The organism is Pseudomonas sp. BF-RE-22 (assembly GCF_019956155.1).
Lineage (GTDB): Bacteria > Pseudomonadota > Gammaproteobacteria > Pseudomonadales > Pseudomonadaceae > Aquipseudomonas > Aquipseudomonas migulae.
Window position 1 is genome coordinate 26,658 of the sequence record NZ_JAHBDD010000011.1, and the last position, 21,101, is coordinate 47,758.

Consider the following 21,101-nt stretch of genomic DNA (forward strand, 5'->3'; position numbering starts at 1 on the left):
GTGTTTCACCTCAAACCCACTGTGGGAGCCAGCCTGCTGGCGATGCTTTTAGACTTTTTCCCAGACTTCGAAGTTGTACGCCGGTTTGTCGCCTTCAGCCGGATTCGGCACATTCGACACCAGCTTCCACTGCTTCAAATCAAACTCCGGAAACCACGCATCCCCTTCCGGGCTCAGCGCCACGCGCGTCAAATACAACCGATCAGCCTGCGCCAACCCCTGCGCATACAACTGCGCGCCACCAATCAGCATCAACTCATCGACGCCCTGCTCTTTCGCCCATTCCTCTGCGCGAATCACAGCAGCCTCCAGCGACGGATAAACCTCCGCGCCTTCCAGCACCAGATCCGCCTGGCGGCTGACCACGATGTTCAACCGGCCCGGCAGCGGGCGACCGAGGGAATCCCAGGTCTTGCGACCCATGATGATCGGCTTGCCCAGGGTGGTGGCCTTGAAGTATTTGAAGTCCCCCGGCAAGTGCCAGGGCATGCTGTTGTCGACGCCGATCACACGGTTTTCACCGAGGGCTGCGATCAGGCTGAGGGGGAGTGATTTAGTCATGCCGGCGAGGATACCAGAGGCTCGGCTTCTCGCAACGTAGCCCCCCGACAAGCGCGACAGCGGTTATGCTCACAACTCAATTGAGCGACGGGATGCCGCGTGACTGAACTGAATACCCTCTGGCTGACGGAAACCATTCGCCTGCGCGAAGAACACGCCGGCCCACTGGATGATCTGGAAGCCAACCGACTGGCTCGCACGGCGGGCGGCGATCTGCCGACACGGATTTCGCGCCGCGCCTTATGGCTGGCCGAGCGTGATGGGCTGACCGAAGCCCTCAGGCATTGGCTGCAAGGTGCGCGACTGGCGCTGTTGGTGTTGGCCGCGCTGGCCGTGGTCAGCGGCGCCGGTCTGGCGTTTGCCGCGCTGGGCGACGGACAAACGCCGGTCAATGTGTTCTGGGCCTTGGGCAGCTTGCTCGGGCTGAACCTGATTCTGCTGTTGAGCTGGGCGCTGGGCCTGGTGTTTGCCGGTGAGCACGGCGCGACGCTGGGACGCTTGTGGTTGTGGCTCAGCGAAAAACTCGCCCGCGACGCCAAAGCCGCGCAACTGGCGCCCGCCCTGCTGTTGCTGCTGCAACGACAGAAACTCAATCGCTGGGCGCTCGGTGTGCTGGTCAATGGCTTGTGGTTGCTGGTGATGCTCAGCGCGTTGGTGATTCTGCTGATGCTGATGGCGACCCGGCGCTACGGCTTCGTCTGGGAAACCACCATCCTTGGCGGCGACACCTTCGTGGTCATGACTCAGGCTCTGGGCGCCCTGCCGGCTCTGTTGGGTTTCAGCGTGCCCACCGTGGAAATGATCCGCGCCAGCGGCGATGCCGCACTGAACATTGAAAGCGCTCGTCAGGCCTGGGCCGCGTGGCTGGTGGGCGTGTTGCTGGTCTACGGGGTTTTGCCGAGGTTGTTGTTGGCGCTGTTGTGCCTGTGGCGCTGGAAAAGAGGTCGCGCCATGTTGCGTCTGGACCTGAACCTGCCCGGCTACGCGCAACTGCGCGAACGCCTGATGCCGACCAGCGAACGTCTGGGCATCAGCGATGCGGCACCTGCGCAACTTCATCACGTGGAAAGCGGCGTCAGCGAGCTGCAAAGCGACGGCGCGTTGCTGGTGGCCATCGAGCTGGACGATCAACGGCCATGGCCGCCACCGCTGCCGAAAACCGTGAACGACGCAGGCATCCTCGACAGTCGCGAATCGCGCCACAAACTCCTGGAACAACTCAGCCGTTTCCCCCCGGCCCGCCTGCTCATCGCCTGCGATCCACGGCGTTCGCCGGACCGCGGCAGCCTCGCGCTGATCGCCGAACTGGCCCGCAACGCCAGCGCCACCCGCGTCTGGTTGCTGCAAGCGCCGCCCGGCGAAGCGCTGGATGCCGAACGCCTCGGCGACTGGCACGTGGCGCTGCAACAGTTGGAACTGCCCTTCGCCGATTGCGCGCCGCTGAACTGGCTGGAGACCGGTCATGACTAATCCGTGGAAAGCGCCGTTGAAGCTCGCCGTGGTCGGTCACACCAACGTCGGCAAAACCTCGTTGCTTCGCACATTGACCCGTGATGTCGGTTTCGGCGAAGTCTCCCATCGCCCCAGCACCACGCGGCACGTCGAAGGCGCGCGGTTGTCGGTGGACGGCGAGCCCTTGCTCGACCTGTTCGACACGCCGGGCCTGGAAGACGCCATCGCCCTGCTCGACTACCTCGAACGCCTGGAACGCCCCGGTGAACGCCTCGACGGTCCGGCGCGACTGGCGCGTTTTCTTGAAGGCAGCGAAGCGCGGCAGCGGTTCGAACAGGAAGCCAAGGTGCTGCGGCAACTGCTCACCTGCGACGCCGGCCTCTATGTGATCGACGCCCGCGAACCGGTGCTTTCCAAGTACCGCGACGAACTTGAAGTGCTGGCCAGCTGCGGCAAACCGCTGCTGCCGGTGCTGAATTTCGTCAGCAGCGCCAACCACCGCGAGCCGGATTGGCGTGAAGCGTTGGCGCGTCTGGGCTTGCATGCCCTGGTGCGTTTCGACAGCGTGGCGCCGCCGGAGGATGGCGAGCGGCGGCTTTATGAAAGCCTCGCGCTGTTGCTGGAAAATTCTCGCGAGCAACTGGAACGTTTGATCGCCGATCAGCAGGCCCAGCGTCTGGCCCGGCAACAAAGCGCGGCGCGGTTGATTGCCGAATTGTTGATCGATTGTGCGGCGTGTCGGCGCAGCGTGGTCAGCGACGCCGAGCAGGAACAACAGGCGATCAGCGAACTGCGCAAAGCCGTTCGCCAACGGGAACAGCGCTGTGTCGAGGCGCTGCTCAAGCTCTACGCCTTCCGCCCGCAAGACGCGGCGGCCAGTGATCTGCCGCTGCTCGACGGCCGCTGGGGCGATGACCTGTTCAACCCGGAAACCCTCAAGCAACTGGGCGTGCGCGTCGGCGGCGGCATCGCGGCAGGTGCGGCCGCCGGGGCCGGGGTGGATCTGCTGGTCGGCGGCTTGACCCTCGGCGCAGCGGCGCTGGCCGGCGCGATTGCCGGCGGCGCCCTGCAAACCGCGCGTAGCTACGGCAGCCGGTTGCTGGGCAAGATCAAAGGTCAGCGTGAATTGACGGTCGATGACAGCGTGTTGCGGTTGTTGGCATTGCGGCAGCGGCAGTTGCTGCAAGCGCTGAATGCGCGTGGGCATGCGGCGATGGACAGCATCCAGGTCGCCACGCCACAGGATAAGAGCTGGCGCGAAGGCAAACTGCCCGAAGCCTTGAACAAGGCTCGGGCACATCCGCAATGGTCGTCGCTGAATCCGCACGCGAAGTTGAATCAGGCGGAGCGGCAGGAGCAGATCGAGGTGTTGGCGCAGCAGCTCTGAATTTGCGGCGTCGGCTCTGACCCCATCGCGAGCAGGCTCACTCCCACAAGGAGTACGCGTTCCCCTGTGGGAGCGAGCCTGCTCGCGATGGGCGCAACTCGGTTCCAGGTGCCTACGCCGCCAACAGCCGCAACGCCTTCTCCCTCAACAAGTCGAGATCAATCACCGGTACCCACATCTCCTTGGCCAACTCATCCCAGTGCCGCATGCGCAAACTGACGGCGCACAACGGATCCTGTTCGAAAGCCTCAGCCTCAGCCTCGGTCATCACCCCGCCCTGATACTCCAGGGTCCGACGGCTAGCTTCACTCAGTCGCTCGTAGTAGCCGGGTTCCTTGAGTGTCAGATAACGCTTGGCCTGAACGTGATACTCCACCAGCCGCGCCATGCGTTCACTGAAACCTGCGCGCCGCAGGTAATCGGCGCCCAGCCGCTCGTGGCTGACCACGCCGAAGCCGCCCATGTTTTCGGCGCTGTCGGCACAGATATGGCCGATGTCGTGGAAGAACGCCGCCAGCACCACTTCATCATCGAAGCCTTCCGCCATGGCCAGTTGTGCAGCCTGGGACATGTGCTCGATCTGCGACACCGGTTCGCCGATGTAATCACTGTCGCCGAAGCGCTCATACAGCCCAAACACCTCGTCGATCACTTGCGCCTTGCGGTCCATCAACGCTCTCCCAATAACGTCGCGACATTACATTCGGCCATTGCCGGCCCGACACTCATGCCGACGCCGGTGTGCATCAGTGCCACGCTCACGCCCGGCATCGGCCGCAGGAACGAAAACGGCCCTGGCCCTCGGGAACCATAGACTCCCTGCCAGCGCTCGACCACTTGCACTTTGCAGCCCAGCGTCTGCTCGGCCAGTTCGATCATCCAGTTATCCACTTGCTCGGCATTGAACGGTGACGGATCACTGCCGTAGTGGTGGGAATCGCCGATGATCAACTCGCCGTGAGGCGTCGGACTGATCAGCAAGTGAATGCCGTTTTCATGCAAGTGCGGTTGCTCGCGCAGGATTTGCGCCTGCACTGCCGCTGCTTCCGGCAGATCGGCGAAGGCGCCGTAATGCACACAACTCAAACCGGTGAGCAGCGCATGTTGCAGGTTGAGGTTGATCTGCGGGCGGGCGCGGAGCATTTGCAGGCGGCAGATTTGCGGGTTGAGCGCGGCAATCGGCTCGGCCAGCAAGGTCTGATAATCGTGACCGGAGCAGACGATGATGTGCTCGGCGCTGAAAGTGCCGGCGGTGCTGTGCAGGCGGCCCGGTTCGATGTCGCGCACGAGGGTGGAGAAGTGAAACTCGACGTTCATTTCGCGGCGCAGGTAATCGATCAACGCCGGGATCGCTTCGCGGGAATACAGTTGCTGATCGTCCATCCCGTGCAGCGCAGCGCGGTGATGGCGGAACTGGCCGCCGTACAGATCGCGCAATGCGGCGCCGCGCAGCAGCTCGACACGGTAACCGTGTTCCACGGCGCGGCCGGCGCAAAATACTTCCAGCAGGTGTTCTTCGGCTTCGGTGCGGGCAAAAAGGTACGAGCCGTTGCGCTTGAGTTGCAGGCCGGCCAGTTGCGCCCATTGGCCCCAGATCTCGCGGCTGGCCTTGGCCAGTTCGAGCATCGGGCCTGGCGGTTGGCCGGTGACGAGGGCCTGGCCAAAGTTGCGCACCGAGGCGCCCAAGGGCGTTTCGCTGCGTTCGAAAACGGTGACTTTGAGACCGCGCCTGGCGGCGGCGTAGGCGTGGGACAAGCCGAGGATGCCGGCGCCTACGATCAGCAGGTCGTTGTGTTGTGTCATCAAGAGATGTCCTGAATTTGAAGCCGCCTTCGCGGGCAAGCCTCGCTCCTACAGGGGGGACGCGATCACCTGTAGGAGCGAGCGGTGCGGCGATCCGACTTGCCCGCGAAGGGGCCCGTCAGCCGATGAAAATCTTACTTGGCAGCCACTTTCTCGGACTTGCCGTCATAGCGCTTGCGCCACTCGGTCAGGATTTCGTCGCGATTCTTCGACGCCCAGGCGAAGTCATTCTTGATCAGGCGCTGCTCGTAATCCGCCGGCAATTCAGTCTGCGGCTTGGCTATACCCGGCTGAGCGAGGACGGCGAAGTTCTCTTTGTACAGCTCCATCGCTGCAGGGCTGGCCGAGAAGTCAGCCAGTTTCTTCGCCGCGTCCTCATGCGGTGTGCCCTTGATCACCGCCGTCGCTTCGATCTCCCAACCCAGGCCTTCTTTCGGCAGGATGATGTCCAGCGGTGCGCCCTGGCGCTTCAACTGAACGGCCGGGTATTCAAAGGAAATACCAATCGGAAATTCACCCGCCGCTGCCAGTTTGCAAGGCTTGGAACCGGAGTGAACGTACTGGCCGATGTTCTGGTGCAGGTCGTCCATGTACTGCCAGCCCTGCTTCTCGCCGAAGGTTTGCAGCCAGGCGCTGACGTCGAGGAAACCGGTGCCGGACGAGGCCGGGTTCGGCATCACGATCTTGCCTTTGTACTCAGGCTTGGTCAGGTCCTGCCAGCTCACGGGCTTGGTCAAACCCTGCTTCTCGGCTTCGACGGTATTGAAGCAAATGGTCGCGGCCCACACGTCCATGCCAACCCACGCCGGAGGGTTGGCGGCGTCGCGGTAGTTGCCGCCGATCTTGCCGAGGTCCTTCGGCGCGTAGCTTTGCAGCATGCCTTGCTGATCGAGAATCGCCAGGCTCGACGCCGCCAGGCCCCAGACGGCATCAGCCTGCGGGCGGGCTTTTTCGGCCAGCAGTTTCGCGGTGATGATGCCGGTGGAATCGCGCACCCACTTGATCTCGACGTCCGGGTTGGCCTTTTCGAAGGCTTCTTTGTAGGTCTTCAGTTGTTCGGCTTCGAGGGCGGTGTACACCGTCAACTCGGTTTTCGCCGCGAAGGCGTTCAGGCTGAAAGCGGTGAGGACAGCAGCGGCCAGGGCCAGGGGCTTGAACATGATCTTTTCCTGTTTTGAGTTGAGGTTGCGGGAGTGGAAATCAGTGACCGGGCGCGGTCTGCCGCCAGGCTTGGGAGCGGCGCAGCAAACCACGCGAGGCCCAGGCCAGCAGCAGGGACACGCCCGCCGAGGTGAACAGAATCAGGGTCGACATCGCCGCCGCGCCGCCGACGTTGCCGGCGTCGTCCATGTTCAGCACCGCCACCGCCGCGAGGATGGTGTCTGGGCTGTAGAGGAAGATCGCCGCCGAAACGGTGGTCATGGCCGAGACGAACAGGTAGCGCACGATGTCCAGCAGCGCCGGCAGGCAGATCGGCACGGTGACGCGCAGGTAATGCCGGTACAGCGGCGCCTTGAGCGACAGCGCCGCAGCTTCGAACTCGGCGTCGAGTTGGCGCAGCGCCGTGGTCGCGGTCATTTGCGCGGTGGTCAAATAGTGAGCAATGGTGCAGACCACCAGCAGGGTCATGGTCCCGTAGAGCACATGCAGCGGGTTGTCGCTGAGGTTGAAGAAGAAGACATAACCCAGGCCCAGCACCAGACCCGGCACCGCCATCGGTACGAAACTGAGCATGCGCAATGTCAGATTCAGTCCGCGCTGGCCCTTGGTTTTTTCCATCAGGTAGGCACCGGTGAAGATCAGCACGCTGCCGATCAACGCCGTGCACAGGGCCATCTTCACGCTGTTGCCGTAGGCCAGCCAACCGCCGCCCGCCGTATCGTTGAACTGGTAATGGTTGAGCGACAGCGACAGGTTGTACGGCCAGAACTTCACCAGCGACGAGAACACCGCCATGCCAAACACCAGCAGCAACACCGCGCAGATCAGCAGCACGATGGCCAGGTAGCAGCCGTCGCGTAGTTTCGACGGTGCCGGTTGAAAGACCTGCGCCCGACCGCTCATGGAATCACCGTGACGCCGGCGCAACCACGCATCGACCCCGAAGCTGAACAGCGCCGGCAGCAGCAGGACCATGCCGATCAATGCACCGCGACCGAATTGTTGCTGACCAACCACGGCTTTGTAGGCTTCCAGCGCCAACACCTGATAGTCGCCGCCGACCACCACGGGCACGCCGAAGTCAGTGATGGTCAGGGTGAAAACAAGACAGAACGCGGCGAACACCGCCTGACGCGTCGCCGGCCAGGTGATGCTGCGGAAGGCTTTCGCCGGACTGGCGCCCATGCTGGAGGCGGCATCGAACAGTCGCGCATCCGCCAGGGACAGGGCTGACAGCAGAATCATCAAGGCGTGTGGGAAGGTGTAGATGACCTCGCCCAGAACAATGCCCCAGAAGCCGTAGATATTGTCCGAGAGCAAACCGCGCAACATGCCTTGGTTACCGAACAGATAAACCAGCGCAATGCCTGGCAGCATCGACGGCGCCATCAATGGCAACAGCGACATGCCACGCCAGATAGCTTTGCCCGGTATCAGGGTGCGTTGCAGCGCGTAGGCAAACAGGTAGGCCAGCGGTACGACAATCGCCGCGACGCTGAGGGACACTTTCAGGCTATTGCCGAGCAACCAGTGGAAATTCGCACTGGTGACCAGTTCACGCGCAGCCACCAGACCACCGCCCTGCCCGGCCTCCGAACTGAAGCCACGCCAGAAGATCGCCAGCAACGGCATCAACACCGCGACGCCGAGCAACACCAGCAAAAGGACTTTGCCGCCGACCACGAACACCCGGTCGCCGATCTCGGCACGGGAGGTCTGCCGAACCTGCTTGTGCGGTATCGGCAGCGCGATGTTCGCGCTCATCAGGCAAACACCTGCAGGCTGCGCGGCGGCAAGGCGACCATGATCTGCTGTGCGCCGAGGCGCGGCATGGCTTCCGGCGCCAGTTCTGCCAGCAACGCGTGGCCCGGCAGTTGATCGAGTTCGAAGCTCATGCGGCAGCGGTTGCCGAGAAAGGTGATTTCACGAACCTTGGCCGGGAACAGGTTTTCTTCATGCACCAGCGGGTTGACGTTGATCGCCTCGGGCCGGCAGAACAAACGACCCGACGCGGTTTTCGCGCTGCCATCCGCCAGGCGCATGTTCATCCCGCCGACCTGGGCATGACTGTCGCTGCTGCGCTGGAAGGGCAGCCAGTTGCCCTGGCCGACAAACTCCGCCACGAACGGCGTGGCCGGGCGGTCGTAGATTTCCTGCGGCGTGGCGTATTGCTCGACCTTGCCGTTGTTCATCACGGCGATGCGGTCGGCCATCAGCATGGCCTCGTCCTGATTGTGGGTGACCATCAGCGTGGTGATGCCGAGGCTGCGCTGCAGTTGGCGCAATTCGGTGCACAGGTGCTCGCGGACCCGGGCATCGAGGGCGGACATCGGCTCGTCCAGCAACAACAACGAAGGCGCCGGCGCCAGGGCGCGGGCCAGTGCAACACGTTGCTGCTGACCGCCGGACAATTGGCCGGGGTACTTTTTCTCACTGCCGGTCAGGCCGACCAGTTCCAGCATCTGACCGACGCGCTTGCGCACTTCATCGCGACCGCTGCCGGCGAGGCCGTAGGCAATGTTCGCTTCGACGGTGAGATTGGGGAACAACGCGTAGGACTGGAACAGAATGCCGTAGTCCCGCGCCTGGGGCGCGAGGTGCGAAACGTCGCGATCACCGAGGAACAACTCGCCGCTGTCCTGTTTCTCCAGACCGGCGATGCAACGCAGCAAGGTGGTCTTGCCACAGCCCGACGGCCCCAGCAGGCACACCAGTTCACCGGCCGCCACGTCGAGGGAAACGTTATCCAGCGCAGTGAAAGCGCCGAAGCGTTTCTGCACGCCGCGCACCTTCATCGGGGCGCCGGGGTTGGTCAGGGCAGTTGCGATCGAGTGGTTCATGGACGGGCCTCATCAAGCAGATGAAGGCCATCCTAGGGATGTAATGCGTCCGTCATGTGGCAGTGAGGCCAAAACGGCTGATAGTGGTATTCGTAAATTTTGGAGCTGCCCTCTGAAATAAGGCCAGAACGGCTTTTTCAACTCGAACAAAACTTACTATAAAAACAATCAGCGCTCTGCGAGCCGTTAGCCAATCAACTTTCAACCGAAATAAAAACTAACGATACCGAGCATTTCATCACTACAAAATTTCAATTACTACAAATACACTTCAAACCAACCTCAACCAACCACACTATTTATCGAGATACATCATGAGTCCAAACGAGCAACTTCATTCATTTACCGGAACATTAACCTTCGACGGCAAACCCATTACTACCAACTACAACAGATTGACTCAATTAATTCTGGATAAAGAAACAACCCCAACGAAACGTGAAGAATACAGAAAACAACTGGAACGAATTCCAGAACACATAACAACAGCTGACAATGTAGAACCCGAACTACTTTACTTTCAAAAGGATGGTGATCGTTATCTGATCCGCACACGCGGTCCTGGCCGCTACACAAACCATTTACTGAGCATGGAAGGACCTCATCGGACCTGGTCGGCCTATTCCGGCACTGATGCAACAGGCTATGCTGTTACTCTTTTTGGAAGAGGCCGAGACAACATCACATTAGATGATTTAATTGCCGACCAACTGGATATTATTATACTTGCGGGCGGAAGGCGCTCCATCCGCAACTACGGTATTCCCGGCGCACCTGCTGCTTTTACCGACAACAATGGCGACTATGAAGCCGGTGATTTTCAGCTAACAGTAGTTGATCGAAACGTCGCACCGTAAGTTAGTAACAAGGTTGTTCTCAACAACCAGCCATTTCCTGCGCCAACCCCAGAAACGCCGCCGGCAACCGCGCGCCTTTGCGTTCCTTGAGGCAGTACAAATACTCCGGAATCTGCGGCGCATTCTCGATGGTCAGCACGCGCAATTGCGGATCGTGCGGCACTTCCTGCCGGGCAATGATGCTGATCCCGATGTTGCGCAGCACCGCTTCGCGGATCGATTCACGGCTGCCGATCTCCAGCAACGGCCCGAAACTCACCCCGGCGCTGGCCAGCAATTCTTCGGTCAGACGCCGAGTGGTCGAGCCTGACTCGCGCATCAACAAGGTATGACCGGCCAACGCGCTGAGCGGCACATGATCGTGCACCGCCAGCGGATGATTGCGATGCACCGCCAACACCAGCGGATCGCTGCCGAGCACCCGCCGAATCAGTCGCGCATCGTCGAGCAGTTGCGAGGACGCGGCGACATCCACCCGGTAATCCTCCAACGCTTCCAGCACCTGCTGCGAGTTGCCGATCTCCACCGACACTTCCACATGCGGCAAACGCTCGCGGAAGGTCTTCACCAGATCGAGGATGTAATACGGCGCCGTGGCGGCGATGCGCAAAGTGCCCTGGACCTGGCCGCTGTTACGCAGGAAAAACTCGATGTCGGCTTCCTGCTGCAACAGCGTCTTGACCATCGGCAGCAGCCGCGCACCTTCATCACTGACGCTGAGGCGGCGACCGCCACGGTAGAACAGTTCAACCGAGTACTGGCTTTCCAGATTGCGGATCTGCGTGGTCACGGTGGGCTGGCTCAGGCCGAGCTTTTTCGCCGCCAGGGTAATGCTGCCCAGACGGGCCACCATGTAAAACGCCTTCAGCTCGGCACTCAGCACACCCGCTCCTCATCACTTACTTGCGCAACAGGCGCAAACCGTTGAACACCACCAACAGGCTCACGCCCATGTCAGCGAATACCGCCATCCACATGGTGGCGATCCCGGCGAAGGTTACCCCAAGAAAGATAGCCTTGATGACCAAAGCGAGGGCGATGTTCTGTTTGAGGATGCTCGACGTCTGCCTCGACAGGCGGATGAACGTGGGGATTTTGCGCAGATCGTCGTCCATCAGGGCGACATCGGCGGTTTCGATGGCGGTATCGGTGCCGGCGGCGGCCATCGCAAAACCGATCTCGGCCCGGGCCAGTGCCGGGGCATCGTTGATGCCATCACCGACCATGCCGACGCTATGGCCCTGTGCATAAAGGGCTTCGATGGCTTGCAGTTTATCGGTCGGCAGCAGATCGCCCTTGGCTTCGTCGATGCCGACCTGTGCGGCAATCGCCTGCGCGGTGTGAACGTTGTCGCCAGTGAGCATCAGAGTTTTGATGCCCAGGTCGTGTAATTGCTGGATCGCCTCGCGACTGGACTCCTTGACCGTATCGGCCACGGCGAACAGCGCCAACGGGCCGGATTTGTCGAGCAGCAGCACCACCGACTTGCCCTGTTTTTCCAGCGCAAACAGCTTTTCTTCCAGGGCGGGCGAGCACAGGTTCAGCTCTTCGACCAAACGGTGGTTGCCCAAGTGGTAGACCTGACCGTTGATTTCACCGCGCACCCCGCGACCGGCCAGGGCTTCGAAGTTATCCACAACGAGCGGCGCAAAGGTTTTATCCACAGCGGCGCTGGCAATGGCCAGCGACACCGGGTGGTCCGAACGCCCAGCCAATGCCGCCGCAATTCCCGGTGCCGAGGCATCAGCGGTTGGGTCAAGCGACAGGTAATCGGTCTGCACCGGTTTGCCGTGGGTGATCGTGCCGGTTTTATCCAGCGCCAGGTAATCGAGCTTGTACCCGCCCTCCAGATAAACGCCGCCCTTGACCAGAATCCCTTTGCGCGCCGCCGCCGCGAGGCCGCTGACGATGGTCACTGGCGTCGAGATCACCAGCGCACACGGACAAGCGACCACCAGCAATACCAACGCGCGATAGATCCAGTCGAACCAGACCGCGCCCATGAACAGCGGCGGAATCACTGCGACGGCCAGGGCCAGGGCGAACACCGCCGGGGTGTAGATTTTTGAAAACTGGTCAACGAAACGCTGAGTCGGTGCCCGTGCGCCTTGCGCCTGTTCGACGGCGTGGATGATCCGCGCCAGGGTCGAATTGTTGGCGGCGGCGGTGACGGAATACTCCAGAGAACCCGCCTGATTGATCGTGCCAGCAAACACTTTGTCGCCAAGCGTCTTCTCGACCGGCAGGCTTTCACCCGTGATCGGTGCCTGATCGATGGTCGAACTGCCCGATACCACTTCACCGTCCAGGCCAATCCGCTCGCCGGGCCGCACCCGCACCCGCGCGCCCAGCTCGATGGTTTTGACGTCCTGCAAAACCCAGCTGCCGTCGGCCTGCAACACCGTGGCCTGTTCCGGGGTCATCTGCATCAAACCGCTGATAGCATTGCGCGCACGGTCCAGGGACTTGGCCTCGATCAACTCGGCCACGGTGAACAGGAACATCACCATCGCCGCTTCCGGCCACTGCCCGATCAGGATCGCGCCGGTCACCGCGATGCTCATCAACGCGTTGATGTTGAGGTTGAGGTTTTTCAGGGCGATCCAGCCCTTTTTGTAAGTGCTGAGGCCGCCGCTGAGGATCGAGACCAGCGCGATAACCGCTACGACCCAGTTGGGCGCTGCGTCGGTGAAGTGGATCACTTCGGCGGCGAGCGCGGTCACGCCGGACAACGCCAGTGGCCACCACGGTTTTTTCTCAGGTGCCGGGGCGGGTGCTTCGACGCCCTGCTCCAACGGCTCGGCAACCATGCCCAGCGACTTGATCGCGTCGATGATCGGCGCGGTGCTCGGCAAGTCATGAGTGACGCCCAGCACGCGGTTGATCAGGTTGAATTCCAGCTGCTGCACACCGGCGAGCTTGCCCAGTTTGTTCTGGATCAGCGTCTGCTCGGTCGGGCAGTCCATCGCGTCGATGCGGAAACTGCTCAACCGCGCGTTGGCGGTGGACGTTTCGCTGAGCTTGATCAGCGACGGCGCCGCCGCTTTGGAAGAACAGCAGGAATCCCCGTGACCGCCATGGTCATGTTTCTGTACAGGCTGCAGTTTGTGGCTGTGACCAGCCTCGTGTGTGTGATCGTGTCGGGAATCGCTCATCAGGTCGCGTCCATAAGGTGCCTGTTGCCAAGTAAAGACCCTGTAGCCACTATAGGGTCAAGCACCCTTTTGGAGATTGCCGTCATGAAGATCGGAGAACTGGCCAGGCTCACGGACTGCGCCGTGGAAACCATTCGCTACTACGAGCGCGAAAACCTGCTGCCGGAACCGGCCCGCAGCGACGGCAACTACCGCGTCTACACCCAGGCCCACGCCGAGCGCCTGACCTTCATCCGCAACTGCCGCACCCTCGACATGACGCTCGAGGAAATCCGCAGCCTGCTGGCCTTGCGCGACAGTCCGCAGGATCAGTGTGAAAGCGTGAATGCGCTGATCGACGAGCACATTCATCACGTGAAAGCGCGGATCGACGGGTTGCTGGCGTTACAGGCACAACTGCTCGACCTGCGCCAACGCTGTGGCGAAGGGCCGGATATCGATCAATGCGGGATTTTGCAGCGGTTGGAAGTGAGCGGCGGGGTTGTGGCGACGGAGGTTGAGCATTCGCATGTGGGCCGCAGTCATGGGCATTGAGGGCCTCTTCGCGGGCAAGCCTCGCTCCTACAGATTTACACTAACCCGTAGGAGCGAGGCTTGCCCGCGAACACCGCGAAGCGGTGCCCGTCTCAGACAGCCATCGGCGCGGTCATCGGCGCATGGTGCTGATAACCCTCAAGCGAAAAATCACCCGGCTCGATCAACTCCAGCCACTCCGGCTGATACACGCCCGTCTTGGCAAACTCCGGCACACGATCACTGATCACCAGCTTCGGCATCGGGAACGGCTCGCGCTTGAGCTGTTCATTCAGCATGTCCAGATGGTTTTCGTAAACGTGCGCGTCACCGATGAAATAGGTGAACCAGCGCGGCGTATAACCGGTCAGGCGACCGATCAGGCTCAGCAGCGCGGCGCCTTCGGTGAGGTTGAACGGCGTGCCCAGGCCCAGGTCGTTGGAGCGGATGTAGAGCGTCAGGGAAATTTCCTTGGTCTCGACATTCGGGTGGAACTGGTACAGCAAGTGGCACGGCGGCAGGGCCATTTCATCAAGCTGCGCAACGTTCCAGCCGTGGAACAGGATGCGGCGGCTGCCCGGGTCCTTGATGATGGTGTCGACGCACTGGCGGATCTGGTCGATCGCCTTGTACAGCACCACGTAAGCCTGGCCGTCTTCTTCGCCTTCAGCGATCTGGCGGTAGCCTTGCTTCAGGGTCTGCTCGATGGCGGCCTGGTTGCTGACCGGGATCTGCTTGTACGCCGGCCATTTGCGCCATTGCACGCCGTAGATCTCGCCGAGGTCGTCTTCGCCCTGGCGGAACGGGTTGGCCAGCCATTGCGCGTTTTCGTTGGCGTTCTGGTCCCAGACCTTGCAGCCCAGCGCACGGAATTCGGCGGCGTTGTTCACCCCACGCAGAAAACCGCACATCTCGCCGATGGCCGATTTGAAGGCCATCTTGCGCGTGGTGATCGCCGGGAAACCTTCTTGCAGGTCGTAACGCAGCATCGCGCCCGGAAAGCTGATGGTGTTCACGCCGGTGCGGTTGGCCTGTTTGGTGCCGTTCTTGATGACGTGGGCGACCAGTTCGAGATATTGCTTCATGAGTTACCTGTGTCCTTGAACCCGGAGGCCATCGCCCCCGGGATTCGAATTTATACGGCTGCCGCTGGAGTCGCCGGGGCGCGGTGATACGCCAGCCAGATCAGGAACAGCCCGCCGACGATCATCGGCACGCAAAGCACCTGGCCCATGGTCAGCCAGTTCCAGGCCAGATAGCCCAGTTGCGCGTCCGGTACGCGGACGAATTCGACGATGAAACGGAAGATGCCATAGAACAGCGCGAACATCCCGGACACCGCCATGGTCGGCCGTGGCTTGCGCGAGAACAGCCACAGGATCAGGAACAGCGCGACGCCTTCCAGCGCGAACTGATACAGCTGCGACGGGTGACGCGGCAACTGCGCCGGATCGCTGAACGGCGGGAAGATCATCGCCCACGGCACGTCGGTCGCCTTGCCCCACAATTCGGCGTTGATGAAGTTGCCGATACGCCCGGCGCCCAGGCCGATCGGCACCATCGGTGCGACGAAGTCCATCAGCTGGAAGAACGACTTGTTGTTCTTTTTACCAAACCACAACGCCGCCAGCATCACGCCGATGAAGCCGCCGTGGAACGACATGCCACCCTTCCACACTTCGAAAATCAGCGTCGGGTTGGCCAGGTAAGCGTGCAGATCGTAGAACAGCACATAGCCCAGGCGACCGCCGACGATAACGCCCATCGACATCCAGAAAACCATGTCGGAGAGCTTCTCCTTGGTCCAGGTCGGGTCGAAACGGTTGAGCCGGCGCGACGCCAGCAGCCACGCACCGCCGATGCCGATCAGGTACATCAAGCCGTACCAGTGGATTTTCAGCGGACCGATGGCCAGGGCCACCGGGTCGATCTGCGGGTAAGGCAGCATTGCGACTCCTCGTTAGAGTTGAAAGCTTCAAAATTCCCGGGCGACGCTGCCACCTCAGGATTAAGCCAGGATTGTGCGGTGCGTCAGATCAGAAAATTCAAACCCACGCAGAACAGCAAAGCGGCGAACAGTCTTTTCAGCAACTTCGGCGACAGGCTGTGGGCCAGTCGCGCACCGAGGCGGGCGAAGACCATGCTGGTCAGGGCGATCCCCAGCAGCGCCGGCAAATAAATAAAACCGAGACTATGAGCCGGCAGCAACGGATCGTGCCAGCCCAGAATCATGAAACTTAATGCACTGGCCAGCGCGATGGGCAGACCGCACGCCGAGGACGTGGCCACCGCTTGCTGCATCGGCACGCTGCGCCAGGTCAGGAACGGCACGGTCAGCGAACCGCCGCCAATCCCGAAAATCGCCGACGCCCAGCCAATCACACTGCCGGCCACGGTCAGACCGACTTTACCCGGCACCGTTCGGCTGGCCTTGGGCTTGACGTCCAGCATCAACTGCACGGCGATGACAAGGGCAAACACGCCGATGATTTTCTGCAGGTTTGGCCCGGAGATCGCTTCGGCTGTCAGCGCGCCGAACCCGGCGCCGAGCAGGATGCCGACGGTCATCCAGGCAAAAATCGGCCAACGCACGGCACCGCGGCGATGATGCTCGCGCACAGCATTGACCGAGGTAAAGATGATCGTAGCCAGGGATGTGCCGACCGCCAGATGCGTCAGGATCGAGGCGTCGAAACCCTGCAAGGTGAAACTGAACACCAGCACCGGCACGATGATAATTCCGCCGCCGACGCCAAACAGGCCGGCCAGCACGCCTGCACAGGCGCCGAGCGCCAGATAGAGCAGAAATTCCATGTACGACCCCCAAAGAAGAGCGGCATGGTAACGGATGCATGGCCTTCGGCTCCACTGGATGGCGATGGATACCCGCACAATGACTGCGTAGAGTGGGCAAAAACACACAAGGACCACCTTATGTGCCTGATTGTCTTTGCCTGGCGCCCGGGCCACGCCCAACCGCTGATCGTCGCCGCCAACCGCGACGAATTCTATGCCCGGCCCAGCCTGCCCCTGGCGCAATGGCCCGAAGCACCGCACGTCTACGCCGGTCGCGACCTGGAGGCTGGCGGCACCTGGCTCGGTGTCGGCGCCAACGGGCGCTTTGCGGCGCTGACCAATATTCGCGATCCCCATCAACCGGCCGCTCGAAAATCCCGAGGCGAACTGGTTGCGCGATTTCTCAGCGGCGACATGCCGATAGATGATTATTTGGACGACGTTGTCGGACGTTCGCTCGAATATGCCGGTTTTAACCTGCTGATCGGCAATGCCAATGAACTGTGGCACTTCAATGCCCGGGAGTCTGAAGCGGTGCTGCTGCCGGCCGGGGTGTATGGGTTATCGAATGCTGGTCTGGATACGCCGTGGCCGAAGTTGCTCAAGGCGCGAGCGGCGTTGGAGGCTGTTCTGGAGGATCCGCAGCCTGAGGCGTTATTGGCGTTGCTCAGTAATTCGCAGACAGCGCCTTTTGCCGAGCTGCCGGATACCGGGGTGGGTCTGGCGACCGAGTCGTTGTTATCGAGTGTGTTTATTGCCAGCCAGAGTTATGGGACGCGGGCGAGTACGGCGTTGATTGTTCAGGCGGATGGGACGCGGCTGATGGTCGAACGGAGTTTCGGGCCGTATGGCGGGCATCTTGGGGAAGTGGAGATCAGAACTTAGCATTGTCTGATCCGGCCTCATCGCCAGCAGGCTGGCTCCCACAGGGGATTTGCGTCAAACACAAATCCAATGTGGGAGCCAGCCTGCTGGCGATGAGGCCATCAGCGTTTTAGAGGGCTTTGACCGCAGCCGGGCTGACCATCTTCGCCAACCCAAGATTCTTCAGCGCCAGTTGCAGCGAGCTGTGGATAACTTGCGGGTTGTCGATGGTCATCAACTCCGCGAGCAATTCCTTGGCCTTGCTCAGGTTGATCTGACGCAGCATCCACTTCACCTTCGGCAGGTTGGTGGCGTTCATCGACAAACTGTCGAAGCCCATCGCCATCAGCAGCACCGCCGCCGCCGGGTCACCCGCCATCTCGCCGCAGATGCTCACAGGCTTGCCTTCGGCATGGGCGTCACGCACCACGGTCTGCAACGCCTGAAGCACCGCCGGGTGCAGGTAGTCGTAGAGGTCGGCCACTCGCGGGTTGTTGCGGTCCACGGCCAGCAGGTACTGGGTCAGGTCGTTGGAACCGACCGACAGGAAGTCCACTTGCCGCGCCAGTTCCTTGGTCTGATACACCGCCGCCGGAATCTCGATCATCACGCCAATCGGCGGCATCGGCACGTCGGTGCCTTCGTCGCGGACTTCGCCCCACGCCCGGTGAATCAGGTGCAAGGCTTCTTCCAGTTCATGGGTACCGGAGATCATCGGCAGCAGAATCCGCAGGTTGTTCAAGCCTTCGCTGGCCTTGAGCATGGCGCGGGTCTGCACCAGGAAGATTTCCGGGTGGTCGAGGGTGACGCGAATGCCGCGCCAACCGAGGAACGGGTTGTCTTCCTTGATCGGGAAGTACGACAGCGACTTGTCGCCGCCGATGTCCAGGCTGCGCATGGTCACCGGTTGCGGGTGGAACGCGGCGAGTTGCTCGCGATAGATCGCCAGCTGCTCTTTTTCGCTCGGGAAGCGCTGGTTGATCATGAACGGCACTTCGGTGCGGTACAGACCGACACCTTCGGCGCCGCGCTTTTGCGCCCGCGCCACGTCCGCCAGCAGGCCGGTGTTGACCCACAGCGGCATGCGGTGACCATCGAGGGTCACGCACGGCAGGTCGCGCAGGGAATCGAGACCGAGCGCCAGTTGTTTCTCTTCTTCCACCACCTCGGCGAACTGCTTGCGCAGCACATCGCTGGGGTTGGTGTAGACCTCGCCGCGATTGCCGTCGACGATCAATTCGATGCCGTCGACCTTGGCATAAGGCAGGTCGACCAGGCCCATCACCGTCGGGATGCCCATCGCCCGGGCGAGGATCGCGACGTGGGAGTTACCTGAACCGAGGACCGAAACCAGACCGACCAGCGTGCCTTCCGGCACCTCGCCGAGCATCGCCGGCGTCAGCTCTTCGCTGACCAGAATGGTTTTTTCCGGGTAGACCAGGTTCTGCTGGCGCTCTTCCTGCAAGTAGGCGAGCAGACGGCGACCAAGGTCCTTGACGTCCGATGCACGCTCACGCAGGTAGGCGTCGTCCATCAATTCGAAACGGTTGACGTGCTCAGTGACCACCTGGCGCAGCGCGCCCTGGGCCCACTGACCGGTCTTGATCACCGTGGTGACTTCGCTGCCGAGCGCCTCGTCGGCGAGCATCATCAGGTAGACGTCGAACAAGGCGCGCTCTTCGGGGCGCAACTGCGAGGCCAGTTTGGCCGACAACGCACGCATGTCGGCGCGTACGCCTTCGATGGCGGTCTTGAACAACGCCAGTTCGGCGTCGATGTCGCTGATGGTCTTGTCCGGCACCACGTCCAGATCGGCCGGTGGCAGCATGACCACCGCCGTACCGACCGCCGCGCCCGGCGAGCCCGGCACGCCGATGAACTTGGCTTCCTGGATGCCTTTGCCCTGACGGCCCAGGCCACGGATCGAACCGGTGGCCTCGGCGTGGGCGATAACCCCGGCAAGCTGCGCGCTCATGGTCACGAGGAAGGCTTCTTCACCTTCATCGAACTGGCGGCGTTCTTTTTGCTGAATGACCAACACGCCGACAACGCGGCGGTGGTGGATGATCGGCGCCCCGAGGAATGAGGCGTAGCGCTCTTCACCGGTCTCGGCGAAGTAGCGGTAGCGCGGGTGATCCGCGGCGTTTTCGAGGTTCAGGGGTTCTTCACGCGTGCCGACCAGGCCGACCAGACCTTCGTTGGGTGCCATGCTGACTTTGCCGATCGAGCGCTTGTTCAAGCCCTCGGTCGCCATCAGCACGAAGCGGTTGGTCTCGGGGTCAAGCAGGTAGACCGAGCAGACCTGGCTGCCCATGGCCTCTTTGACGCGCAACACAATAATCCCCAACGCCGCCTTGAGATCCTTGGCGGAGTTAACTTCCTGGACGATCTTGCGCAGCGTATTGAGCATGGCTCGGGGTCGAACTCCGTCGTCAGTCGCGCGCTAAAAGGCGCGGGGCAAGCTCTTTGAGAGCGCGTCGATACACCTCGCGCTTGAATGTCACCACCTGGCCCAACGGATACCAATAACTGACCCAGCGCCAGCCATCGAATTCCGGTTTACCGGTCAAATCCATCCGCACCCGCTGCTCGTTGGAGATCAGGCGCAGGAGAAACCATTTCTGTTTCTGGCCGATGCACAGCGGTTGGCTGTGGGTACGGACCAGACGTTGCGGCAAACGATAGCGCAACCAGCCCCGGGTGCAGGCGAGAATTTCAACATCTTCACGCTCCAGACCCACTTCTTCGTTCAACTCGCGGTACAAGGCGTCTTCCGGCGTCTCCTGGGGGTTGATACCACCCTGTGGAAACTGCCAGGCATCTTGATTGATACGGCGAGCCCATAGCACCTGTCCGGCATCATTCGTGAGAATGATCCCGACATTGGGGCGGAAACCATCGGGGTCGATCACGGCAACAACCTCGCAAACGCATGTCGCCGCATTGTTCCACAAAGGTTGTGAAGGCAGCAACGAGCCGGCCAACCTTATGTGCACTCTTGTGAAAAGTCCGTATTCTGGGCGCCTTTCTACAGACTTTTCAGCGAGTAACTGCAATGCGCCTGGCTTTATTCGACTTGGACAACACCCTTTTGGGCGGCGACAGTGACCACGCCTGGGGTGATTACCTGTGCGAACGCGGCTTCCTCGACGCCGTCGCCTACAAGACACGCAACGACGAGTTCTATCAGGATTACCTGGCCGGCAAGCTGGATAACGCCGCCTACCTGAACTTTTGCCTGGAAGTGCTCGGCCGCACCGAAATGGCCACGCTGGATCAGTGGCACAGCGATTACATGCGCGACTGCATCGAACCGATCGTGCTGCCCAAGGGACTTGAGCTGCTGAAGAAGCACCGCGATGCCGGCGACAAACTGGTGATCATCACGGCGACCAACCGCTTCGTCACAGGTCCGATTGCCGAGCGCCTGGGCGTTGAAACCCTGATCGCCACCGAGTGCGAGATGGTCGATGGCCGCTACACCGGGCGCAGCACCGACGTGCCGTGCTTCCGCGAAGGCAAGGTGACGCGGCTTAATCGTTGGCTGGAAGAAAGCGGGCATTCGCTGGAAGACAGTTACTTCTACAGCGACTCGATGAATGATTTTCCGTTGCTGGAACAGGTGGCGAATCCGGTAGCGGTTGATCCGGACCCGAATTTGCGTGCCGAGGCCGAGAAACGTGGTTGGCCGGTAATCAGTCTGCGCGACTGA

At 61.4% G+C, this 21,101-nt stretch carries 19 protein-coding genes; 6 read left to right on the forward strand and 13 right to left on the reverse strand.

The window, feature by feature from the left end; genetic code table 11:
* Window positions 1-48: 48 nt before the first annotated feature.
* Window positions 49-561 carry a dihydrofolate reductase gene (locus KGA82_RS06680; protein WP_223449992.1) on the reverse strand — a complete coding sequence of 171 codons (513 nt, stop codon included), beginning with the start codon at window positions 559-561 and terminating at the stop codon, window positions 49-51.
* A gap of 99 nt (window positions 562-660) precedes the next feature.
* Between KGA82_RS06680 and KGA82_RS06685 the strand changes: the two genes are divergently transcribed.
* A complete protein-coding gene (locus KGA82_RS06685; RefSeq protein ID WP_223449993.1) occupies window positions 661-2,031 on the forward strand; it encodes a DUF2868 domain-containing protein in 1,371 nt (456 codons plus the stop codon).
* Window positions 2,024-3,400: a GTPase/DUF3482 domain-containing protein gene (locus KGA82_RS06690; RefSeq protein WP_223449994.1), complete on the forward strand. Its 1,377-nt coding sequence runs from the start codon at window positions 2,024-2,026 to the stop codon at window positions 3,398-3,400. Before KGA82_RS06685 ends, KGA82_RS06690 begins: the two co-directional genes overlap by 8 nt.
* A gap of 112 nt (window positions 3,401-3,512) precedes the next feature.
* Here KGA82_RS06690 and KGA82_RS06695 read toward each other — a convergent pair whose 3' ends face one another.
* The 5 genes from KGA82_RS06695 to KGA82_RS06715 form a co-directional block, all read right to left on the reverse strand.
* Entirely contained in the window at window positions 3,513-4,070 is a 558-nt protein-coding gene (locus tag KGA82_RS06695; protein ID WP_223449995.1) for a phosphonate degradation HD-domain oxygenase, read from the reverse strand.
* On the reverse strand, window positions 4,070-5,203 hold the full coding sequence (locus KGA82_RS06700; RefSeq protein WP_223449996.1) for a TIGR03364 family FAD-dependent oxidoreductase: 1,134 nt from the start codon (window positions 5,201-5,203) through the stop codon (window positions 4,070-4,072). The genes KGA82_RS06695 and KGA82_RS06700 overlap by 1 nt, the downstream gene beginning before the upstream one ends.
* A 134-nt stretch (window positions 5,204-5,337) precedes the next feature.
* Entirely contained in the window at window positions 5,338-6,363 is a 1,026-nt protein-coding gene (locus KGA82_RS06705; RefSeq protein ID WP_008040773.1) for a putative 2-aminoethylphosphonate ABC transporter substrate-binding protein, read from the reverse strand.
* 40 nt (window positions 6,364-6,403) lie between these two features.
* Window positions 6,404-8,128 carry a putative 2-aminoethylphosphonate ABC transporter permease subunit gene (locus KGA82_RS06710; protein ID WP_008040772.1) on the reverse strand — a complete coding sequence of 575 codons (1,725 nt, stop codon included), beginning with the start codon at window positions 8,126-8,128 and terminating at the stop codon, window positions 6,404-6,406.
* Window positions 8,128-9,204 (reverse strand): putative 2-aminoethylphosphonate ABC transporter ATP-binding protein, encoded by a 1,077-nt coding sequence (locus tag KGA82_RS06715; RefSeq protein WP_223449997.1) that lies wholly within the window; start codon window positions 9,202-9,204, stop codon window positions 8,128-8,130. Before KGA82_RS06715 ends, KGA82_RS06710 begins: the two co-directional genes overlap by 1 nt.
* Window positions 9,205-9,518: 314 nt before the next feature.
* Between KGA82_RS06715 and KGA82_RS06720 the strand changes: the two genes are divergently transcribed.
* Window positions 9,519-10,061: a hypothetical protein gene (locus tag KGA82_RS06720; protein ID WP_223449998.1), complete on the forward strand. Its 543-nt coding sequence runs from the start codon at window positions 9,519-9,521 to the stop codon at window positions 10,059-10,061.
* 19 nt (window positions 10,062-10,080) lie between these two features.
* Here the strand turns inward: KGA82_RS06720 and KGA82_RS06725 are convergent, their stop codons facing one another.
* On the reverse strand, window positions 10,081-10,944 hold the full coding sequence (locus tag KGA82_RS06725; RefSeq protein ID WP_223449999.1) for a LysR family transcriptional regulator: 864 nt from the start codon (window positions 10,942-10,944) through the stop codon (window positions 10,081-10,083).
* Between the two features lie 16 nt (window positions 10,945-10,960).
* Window positions 10,961-13,216 carry a heavy metal translocating P-type ATPase gene (locus KGA82_RS06730; RefSeq protein WP_223450000.1) on the reverse strand — a complete coding sequence of 752 codons (2,256 nt, stop codon included), beginning with the start codon at window positions 13,214-13,216 and terminating at the stop codon, window positions 10,961-10,963.
* Between the two features lie 84 nt (window positions 13,217-13,300).
* Here KGA82_RS06730 and cadR point away from each other — a divergent pair, with 84 nt between their 5' ends.
* Window positions 13,301-13,750: a Cd(II)/Pb(II)-responsive transcriptional regulator gene (gene cadR, locus KGA82_RS06735; RefSeq protein ID WP_008040770.1), complete on the forward strand. Its 450-nt coding sequence runs from the start codon at window positions 13,301-13,303 to the stop codon at window positions 13,748-13,750.
* A 92-nt stretch (window positions 13,751-13,842) separates the two neighbouring features.
* Here cadR and KGA82_RS06740 read toward each other — a convergent pair whose 3' ends face one another.
* The 3 genes from KGA82_RS06740 to KGA82_RS06750 all read right to left on the reverse strand — a co-directional run bounded on the left by KGA82_RS06740 (window position 13,843) and on the right by KGA82_RS06750 (window position 16,543).
* Window positions 13,843-14,814, reverse strand: a complete 972-nt coding sequence (locus tag KGA82_RS06740) for a thymidylate synthase (protein WP_008026091.1) — start codon at window positions 14,812-14,814, stop codon at window positions 13,843-13,845.
* 50 nt (window positions 14,815-14,864) lie between these two features.
* Window positions 14,865-15,677 carry a prolipoprotein diacylglyceryl transferase gene (gene lgt / locus KGA82_RS06745; protein WP_008026090.1) on the reverse strand — a complete coding sequence of 271 codons (813 nt, stop codon included), beginning with the start codon at window positions 15,675-15,677 and terminating at the stop codon, window positions 14,865-14,867.
* A gap of 83 nt (window positions 15,678-15,760) precedes the next feature.
* Window positions 15,761-16,543, reverse strand: a complete 783-nt coding sequence (locus KGA82_RS06750; RefSeq protein ID WP_008026089.1) for a sulfite exporter TauE/SafE family protein — start codon at window positions 16,541-16,543, stop codon at window positions 15,761-15,763.
* A gap of 120 nt (window positions 16,544-16,663) precedes the next feature.
* On the opposite strand from KGA82_RS06750, the gene KGA82_RS06755 reads away from it, so the two are divergent.
* Window positions 16,664-17,410, forward strand: coding sequence for an NRDE family protein (locus KGA82_RS06755; protein ID WP_223450002.1), 747 nt, complete (start codon window positions 16,664-16,666; stop codon window positions 17,408-17,410).
* A gap of 109 nt (window positions 17,411-17,519) precedes the next feature.
* Here the strand turns inward: KGA82_RS06755 and ptsP are convergent, their stop codons facing one another.
* Together ptsP and KGA82_RS06765 are read right to left on the reverse strand one after the other, a co-directional pair.
* Window positions 17,520-19,799, reverse strand: coding sequence for a phosphoenolpyruvate--protein phosphotransferase (gene ptsP, locus KGA82_RS06760; RefSeq protein WP_008026086.1), 2,280 nt, complete (start codon window positions 19,797-19,799; stop codon window positions 17,520-17,522).
* A gap of 22 nt (window positions 19,800-19,821) precedes the next feature.
* A complete protein-coding gene (locus KGA82_RS06765; protein ID WP_007897732.1) occupies window positions 19,822-20,301 on the reverse strand; it encodes an RNA pyrophosphohydrolase in 480 nt (159 codons plus the stop codon).
* A gap of 143 nt (window positions 20,302-20,444) precedes the next feature.
* Between KGA82_RS06765 and KGA82_RS06770 the strand changes: the two genes are divergently transcribed.
* Window positions 20,445-21,101 carry an HAD family hydrolase gene (locus KGA82_RS06770; RefSeq protein ID WP_008026084.1) on the forward strand — a complete coding sequence of 219 codons (657 nt, stop codon included), beginning with the start codon at window positions 20,445-20,447 and terminating at the stop codon, window positions 21,099-21,101.

Bases quoted from the DNA above. Each gene is read 5' to 3' on its own strand.
- KGA82_RS06680 (WP_223449992.1), bottom strand. From the start codon at position 561: ATGACTAAATCACTCCCCCTCAGCCTGATCGCAGCCCTCGGTGAAAAC.
- KGA82_RS06690 (WP_223449994.1), top strand. From the start codon at position 2,024: ATGACTAATCCGTGGAAAGCGCCGTTGAAGCTCGCCGTGGTCGGTCAC.
- KGA82_RS06695 (WP_223449995.1), bottom strand. From the start codon at position 4,070: ATGGACCGCAAGGCGCAAGTGATCGACGAGGTGTTTGGGCTGTATGAG.
- KGA82_RS06700 (WP_223449996.1), bottom strand. From the start codon at position 5,203: ATGACACAACACAACGACCTGCTGATCGTAGGCGCCGGCATCCTCGGC.
- KGA82_RS06705 (WP_008040773.1), bottom strand. From the start codon at position 6,363: ATGTTCAAGCCCCTGGCCCTGGCCGCTGCTGTCCTCACCGCTTTCAGC.
- KGA82_RS06710 (WP_008040772.1), bottom strand. From the start codon at position 8,128: ATGAGCGCGAACATCGCGCTGCCGATACCGCACAAGCAGGTTCGGCAG.
- KGA82_RS06715 (WP_223449997.1), bottom strand. From the start codon at position 9,204: ATGAACCACTCGATCGCAACTGCCCTGACCAACCCCGGCGCCCCGATG.
- KGA82_RS06720 (WP_223449998.1), top strand. From the start codon at position 9,519: ATGAGTCCAAACGAGCAACTTCATTCATTTACCGGAACATTAACCTTC.
- KGA82_RS06730 (WP_223450000.1), bottom strand. From the start codon at position 13,216: ATGAGCGATTCCCGACACGATCACACACACGAGGCTGGTCACAGCCAC.
- cadR (WP_008040770.1), top strand. From the start codon at position 13,301: ATGAAGATCGGAGAACTGGCCAGGCTCACGGACTGCGCCGTGGAAACC.
- KGA82_RS06740 (WP_008026091.1), bottom strand. From the start codon at position 14,814: ATGAAGCAATATCTCGAACTGGTCGCCCACGTCATCAAGAACGGCACC.
- lgt (WP_008026090.1), bottom strand. From the start codon at position 15,677: ATGCTGCCTTACCCGCAGATCGACCCGGTGGCCCTGGCCATCGGTCCG.
- KGA82_RS06750 (WP_008026089.1), bottom strand. From the start codon at position 16,543: ATGGAATTTCTGCTCTATCTGGCGCTCGGCGCCTGTGCAGGCGTGCTG.
- KGA82_RS06755 (WP_223450002.1), top strand. From the start codon at position 16,664: ATGTGCCTGATTGTCTTTGCCTGGCGCCCGGGCCACGCCCAACCGCTG.
- ptsP (WP_008026086.1), bottom strand. From the start codon at position 19,799: ATGCTCAATACGCTGCGCAAGATCGTCCAGGAAGTTAACTCCGCCAAG.
- KGA82_RS06770 (WP_008026084.1), top strand. From the start codon at position 20,445: ATGCGCCTGGCTTTATTCGACTTGGACAACACCCTTTTGGGCGGCGAC.